At 68.2% G+C, this 6,509-nt stretch carries 6 protein-coding genes; all 6 read left to right on the top strand.

What is annotated here, in order from left to right; all coding sequences use genetic code 11:
• The first annotated feature begins 221 nt into the window (after positions 1-221).
• Positions 222-695 carry an Lrp/AsnC family transcriptional regulator gene (locus tag ACR2JA_RS13770; protein ID WP_434009649.1) on the top strand — a complete coding sequence of 158 codons (474 nt, stop codon included), beginning with the start codon at positions 222-224 and terminating at the stop codon, positions 693-695.
• Between the two features lie 138 nt (positions 696-833).
• Complete coding sequence (locus tag ACR2JA_RS13765; protein WP_434009648.1) at positions 834-1,538, top strand: GNAT family N-acetyltransferase; 705 nt, start codon at positions 834-836, stop codon at positions 1,536-1,538.
• Positions 1,539-1,722: 184 nt separating this feature from the next.
• A complete protein-coding gene (locus ACR2JA_RS13760) occupies positions 1,723-2,589 on the top strand; it encodes an HlyC/CorC family transporter (RefSeq protein ID WP_434009647.1) in 867 nt (288 codons plus the stop codon).
• Positions 2,590-2,618: 29 nt separating this feature from the next.
• Complete coding sequence (gene lnt, locus ACR2JA_RS13755) at positions 2,619-4,445, top strand: apolipoprotein N-acyltransferase (RefSeq protein ID WP_434009646.1); 1,827 nt, start codon at positions 2,619-2,621, stop codon at positions 4,443-4,445.
• Positions 4,446-4,552: 107 nt separating this feature from the next.
• Complete coding sequence (gene glyQ, locus ACR2JA_RS13750) at positions 4,553-5,458, top strand: glycine--tRNA ligase subunit alpha (protein ID WP_434009645.1); 906 nt, start codon at positions 4,553-4,555, stop codon at positions 5,456-5,458.
• 16 nt (positions 5,459-5,474) lie between these two features.
• On the top strand, positions 5,475-6,509 hold a 1,035-nt coding region (gene glyS, locus ACR2JA_RS13745; protein ID WP_434009644.1), incomplete at its 3' end, for a glycine--tRNA ligase subunit beta.

The following is a 6,509-nucleotide window of genomic DNA, read 5'->3' as shown; positions in this document are numbered from 1 at the left end:
CTGGTGGCCTGCATGCACAAGCTGCTGGTCATCCTCAACGCCATCGCCCGCTCCAGGTCGCCTTGGCGCAACGACTTCACTGCGGTTCAGTAACGGGTTCATCAAGATGGTTGCTGTGTGTTCGGGGGAAAGCGCCACTGTAGGAGCGCAGGGTGTCATGAATGCTGCGTTTGTGGGCGTGCCGTTCGTACAAAACGCATGAATCCTGCAAAATGCGGCGAATGCAAGCACTGGACAAGCTCGATCGCCACATCCTGCGCAGCCTTCAGGCCGACGGCCGCGCCACCTACGACCAGATCGCCGACGCCGTCGGCCTCTCGCCCAGCGCGGTGCTGCGCCGCGTCAAACGGCTGGAAGACAGCGGCGTGATCCACCGCTACGTGGCCCTGGTCCAACCCGAGGCCGTGGGCCTGGGGCTGACGGCCTATGTGAACGTGCGGCTGGAAAAACACAGTGGCGCGGCCAAGCGCAACCCGATGGACGAGTTCCGTGCCAGCGTGCTGAACTGGCCCGAGGTGGTGGAGTGCGCTGCGCTGACCGGCGAGATGGACTTTCAGCTGCGCCTGGTGGTGGCCGACATGGCAGCCTACTCGCGTTTCATGATGGACACCCTGCTCAAACACCCCAGCGTGCAGGACTGCAAGACCAGCTTCGTCATGGACCGCGTCAAAAGCACGACGGCCCTGCCGGTGTGAGCATTGGCTCACTTTTTTGCTGCAATGCAGCAGCTGCCTGGAGCCAATCGATCAATAAGTCACCCATCTGTCGGTTTTGACGGGCTTTAGAGCGGCGGGTCGCTTGTCGATATGGGGTAAACCCTTATATTTGCCGCCATGGTCCCGCTCAACGCCCCCCTTGCCCACGACACACCTGCGTCGCCGCCCGAGCCGGTGCGCAGCGACGCCCGGGCCGGCGGACCGGTGGTGCCGATCCGCTCCATCGGGCCGGCGCACCTGGAACGCGTGCGCGCCCACCTGTTGGCGCTGGACCCGCACGACCGCTACCTTCGGTTCGGCTACTCGGCCAACGACGAGCAGATTGGCCGCTACGTCGACGGTCTGAACTTCCAGCGCGACGAGCTGTTCGGCATCTTCAACCGCAAGCTAGAACTCATCGCCATGGCGCACCTGGCGTTTGCGGTCGACCCGCAATGCCACAGCTGTGCCGAGTTCGGCGTCTCGGTCTCGCGCAAGGCTCGCGGCCGTGGCTACGGCAGCCGCCTGTTCGAGCGCGCCGTCATGCACGCGCGCAACGAGGGGGTGAGCCAGCTCTTCATCCACGCCCTGTCCGAAAACACCGCCATGCTCCGGATCGCACGCAAGGCCGGCGCGGTGATCGAGCGCGACGGCTCCGAGAGCGAAGCCCACCTGCGCCTGCCCCCGGCCGATTTCGACTCGCGTGTGACCGAGCTGATCAACGAGCAGCTGGCCATCACCAACTACCAGCTCAAAGCCCAGGCCAAGCACTTCTGGGACGCGCTGGCCCTGCTGCAGGAAATCCGCCAGGGCGTGCGCGAATCCCGCGACAAGATGAAATGAGCCCCCCGCGCCGCCTGCGGCGTCACCCCCCAGGGGCGATGCAAGTGGCCCGGCAGAGCCGGTTCCACCGCATCCTTGAAGGGAGAGAGGCCGTCGTGTGGGCAGCCGGTGTTCCGCGCAGCGGCTTCGTGCTGTCAAGGCCTTGGGGTATCCTTGCCGGCTCTAGCAACTTCCCTGTATCCCAGTGGCCGACCAACCCCCCAGTCCGGGGCCGCAGCGCAGCCTGCGGCATGAAGACAAACGTGGTTTCCTGCAAAAGCTCGCGGAATTCATCCATCCCGGGCCGGACTCCAAGGACGAGCTGATCGAGACCCTCGCCGACGCCGAGGACAACGACATCATCAACGCCGAATCGCGGGTCATGCTCGAAGGCGTGATCCGCATCGCCGACATGACCGCCGGCGACGTGATGGTGGCGGCCCCGCGCATGGACGTGCTCGACATCCACGCGCCCTTCGACGAACTGCTGCACCAGGTCATCGACACCGCGCACTCGCGCTTCCCGGTCTACGAGGGCGAGCGCGAGAACATCATCGGCATCCTGCTGGCCAAAGACCTGCTCAAGCTCCAGCGCGCGCCCGAACTCAACATCCGCGCCCTGCTGCGCCCGGCCACCTTCGTGCCCGAGAGCAAGGGCCTGAACGACCTGCTGCGCGAGTTCCGGGGCAACCGAAACCACCTGGCCATCGTCATCGACGAGTTCGGCCGCGTGGCCGGTCTCATCACCATCGAAGACGTGCTGGAAGAAATCGTCGGCGAGATCGAAGACGAGTTCGACGTGGCAGAGGACGATGGCGACATCTTCGCCCTGGCCGACGGCACCTGGCGCATCAGTGGCAACACCGCCATCGAGCGCATCAACGAACAGTTCGGCCTGCAGCTGGCCGACGACGGGTTCGAGACCATCGGGGGCCTGATCGCCCATACCATGGGCCACGTGCCCAAGCGAGGCGAAGTGCACGAGGCGGACAGCCTGCGCTTTGTCGTGCTGCACAGCAAGGGCGGCGCGGTCAAGTGGTTCAAGGTCCAGCCGCTGCCGGCCGGCGCCTGATCGCGTTCCACCGGCCGGATCGGGTCTCCATGCGCAGCCTGTTCGGCAACCTCCACACCCCGTCCACCTTTTCGGCCCTCAGCGGCCAGCCACCCGGGCGCGAAGCCCGCGGCGGCGGCCTGCTGTGGTTCGTGCTGTGCCTGCTCGCCGGTGGGATGCAGGCCGCGTCGCTGGCCTGGCCGCTGCAGGCCTGGGTGCCACCGGGGCTGAGCGCGGGCCAGCCCAGCGGGGCGTTGCAGATCGCGTCGCTGGCGCTGCTGGCCTGGTCGCTGCGCCATGTGCACCGGGTGGGCCAGGCGGCCTGGCGGGGCTGGGTGTTCGCCACCGCCTGGTTGGCCGGCACCTTCTGGTGGCTGTTCGTGTCCATGCACACCTACGGCGGCCTCCCTGCGTGGCTGGCGGTGCTGGCGGTGTTCGCCCTGGCCGGCGCGCTGGCGCTGTACTACGCCTTGGCCGCTGGCCTGCTGGCCTTGTGGGCGCCGCGTTCCCGGGTGCAGCAGGGCCTGTTGTTCGCCGCGCTCTGGACCCTGGCCGAACTGCTGCGCGGCCGCTGGTTCACCGGCTTTCCCTGGGGCGCCGGTGGGTACGCCCAGGTGGACCTGATGGCCGTCTGGGCGCCCTGGGTGGGTGTGTACGGCATGGGGGCGGTGGCCGCGTTGCTGGCCTACAGCCTGGCGGTGCTGCTGCCGCAGGCGCTGGATGGGCTGGCTGCGCGGGCCTTCCCGCGTATCCGTGCGCCGGGCGCTTTGCAGGCTGCGCGCTGGTGGCCCAGCACGGCGGCAGGGTTGGCGTCGGTGGCGTGTGTCTTGTTGCTCTGGCTCGCCGTGCTGGCGGGCGGCACCTGGCGCGACCTGGGACAGCGCGGCACCACGTCCACCGGCCCGCTGCGCGTCTGGCTGCTGCAGGGCAACATCCCGCAAGACCAGAAGTTTGAACCCGGTACCGGCGTGGCCACCGCGCTGGCCTGGTACCCGCAGCAGCTGGCCGCCGCGGTGCAGGCCGCCAGCACCGCCGGCGCCGATGCGCCGCAGCTGGTGGTGGCACCCGAAACGGCGGTGCCTTTGCTGCCGCAGCAGGCCGGTGCCGCCTTCTGGCAGCCGCTGCTGGCCCGCCTGGCCAGCCAGCCGGGCGCATCGACCCCGGTGGCGGCCTTGCTGGGACTGCCGCTGGGCAGCTTCGAGGCGGGCTACACCAACTCGGCCTGGGGCATCACGCCCGAAACGGCCGGTCGCACGGCGGCCCGGCTGGCCGCCGCGCCCGAAGCGCTGCCCGGCGACGGTTTCTACCGCTACGACAAGCACCACCTGGTGCCCTTTGGCGAGTTCATCCCGCCGTTCTTCCGCTGGTTCACCGACCTGATGCGCATCCCGCTGGGCGACTTCAGCCGGGGCGAACTGGTGCAGGCGCCGTGGGCCTGGGCCGGCCAGCGGGTGGCCGCCAACATTTGCTACGAAGACCTGTTCGGCGAGGAACTGGCCGCGTCGTTCAGAAACCCGGCCCAGGCGCCCACCGTCCTGGTGAACCTGAGCAACATCGGCTGGTTCGGCGACACCGTGGCCATCGACCAGCATTTGCAGATCTCGCGTCTGCGCGCGCTGGAGCTGGGCCGCCCCATGCTGCGCGCCACCAACACCGGCGCCACGGCCGCTATCGACCACCGCGGCGTGGTCACCCACCAGCTGCCGCGCCTGACCCAGGGCCGGCTGGTGGCCCAAGTCGATGGCCGCGAAGGCCTGACCCCGTACGCCCGCTGGGCCGGGCGCTGGGGCCTGTGGCCCGCCTGGGGGCTGTGCCTGGCGGTGGTGGCCGTGGTCGTGGGGCTGCGCCGGCGTCCCATGCGCAGCCGCCGCGGCTGACCGGGCGCCCCGTAAAATCCACGCTTTGCCCGGCGCGCCGTTCGGCCGCGGCCGTGTTCCTCCCTCCAGACTTTCCGGGGCCCGCGATCCGCGCAGGCCACAACCGCATGTTGACCTTCCAGCAAATCATCCTGACCCTGCAGTCCTACTGGGACAAGCAAGGCTGTGCCCTGCTCCAGCCCTACGACATGGAAGTGGGGGCGGGCACCAGCCACACCGCCACCTTCCTGCGCGCGCTCGGCCCCGAGCCCTGGAAGGCTGCTTACGTGCAGCCCAGCCGCCGCCCCAAGGACGGCCGCTACGGCGAAAACCCCAACCGTCTGCAGCACTACTACCAGTACCAGGTGGTGCTCAAGCCCGCGCCGGCCAACATCCTGGAGCTGTACCTCGGCTCGCTGGAGGCGCTGGGCTTCGACCTGAAGAAGAACGACATCCGCTTCGTGGAAGACGACTGGGAGAACCCCACGCTCGGCGCCTGGGGCCTGGGCTGGGAGGTCTGGCTCAACGGCAAGGAAGTCACGCAGTTCACCTACTTCCAGCAGGTCGGCGGCATCGACTGCAAACCCGCCACCGGCGAAATCACCTACGGCCTGGAGCGCCTGGCCATGTACCTGCAGGGCGTGGACAACGTCTACAACCTGCAGTGGACCGACACACTCAAGTACGGCGACGTCTACCACCAGAACGAGGTGGAGCAGTCCACGTACAACTTCGAGCACAGCGACGCCGACTTCCTGTTCACCGCCTTTGCCGCGCACGAGAAGCAGGCCAAGCACCTGATGGAGCAGCAACTGGCGCTGCCCGCCTACGAGCAGGTGCTCAAGTGCGCTCACAGCTTCAACCTGCTGGACGCACGCGGCGCGATCAGCGTGACGGAACGCGCCGCCTACATCGGCCGCATCCGCAACCTGGCGCGCGCTGTCGCCCAGAGCTACTACGAAAGCCGCGAGCGCCTGGGCTTCCCCATGGCGCCGCGCGAGTGGGTGGCACAGATCGAAAAGAAAGTTGCTTGAGACCGCGAGAACAAGAATGACAACGAAGAACCTCCTCGTCGAACTGTTTGTGGAAGAGCTGCCGCCCAAGGCGCTCAAGAAGCTGGGTGATGCCTTTGCCGGCGTGCTGGCCGAGCAACTCAAGGCCCAGGGCCTGGCCGCGGCCGATGCGGTGGTGACGCCGTTCGCTTCGCCGCGCCGCCTGGCCGCGCACGTGACCGCCGTCGCCGCCAAGGCGGCCGACAAGGCCGTGTCGCAAAAGCTCATGCCCGTCAGCGTGGGCCTGGACGCCAGCGGTGCGCCCACGCCCGCGCTGCTCAAGCGCCTGGCCGGTCTGGGTGCCGATGCGTCGGCCGTGGCCGGTCTCAAGCGCGCCATGGACGGCAAGGCCGAAGCTCTGTTCTTCGACAGCGTGCAGCCGGGTGTCGATCTGGCCGCTGGCCTGCAAAAGGCGCTGGACGAGGCGATTGCCAAGCTGCCGATTCCGAAGGTCATGAGCTACCAGCTCGAAACCGACTGCGAGCTTCCAGGCTGGACCAGCGTGAACTTCGTGCGCCCGGCGCACGGCCTGGTGGCGCTGCACGGTGCCGACGTGGTACCGGTCAAGGTGCTGGGGCTGAAGGCGGGCAACAGCACGCACGGGCACCGTTTTGAAGCTGCTGTGGACCCGGTGCCGCTGGCCGATGCCGACGCCTACGCCGCCACGCTGGCCAAGGACGGCGCGGTGATCGCCTCGTTCGCCGAACGCAAGGCCGAGATCGCGCGCCAGCTGGCCGCTGCGGCCGCGAAGGTCGGCGGAGGTTGCCGTCCGATCGAGGACGACGCGCTGCTGGACGAAGTGACCGCCCTGGTCGAGCGGCCGAACGTGCTGACCTGCCAGTTCGAGAAGGAATTCCTCGACGTGCCGCAGGAGTGCCTGATCCTCACGATGAAGGCCAACCAGAAGTACTTCCCGCTGCTGGACGCGGCCGGCAAGCTGACCCACCAGTTCCTGGTGGTCAGCAACATCAGCCCGCAGGACGCGAGTGCGGTGATCGGCGGCAACGAGCGCGTGGTGCGCCCGCGCCTGGCC

Origin of the sequence: Hydrogenophaga sp., assembly GCF_051007235.1 — a bacterium.
Classification (GTDB): Bacteria; Pseudomonadota; Gammaproteobacteria; order Burkholderiales; family Burkholderiaceae_C; genus Hydrogenophaga.
Note: the sequence above shows the minus strand (reverse complement) of the source record. Positions and strands in the feature narration are given on the sequence as shown.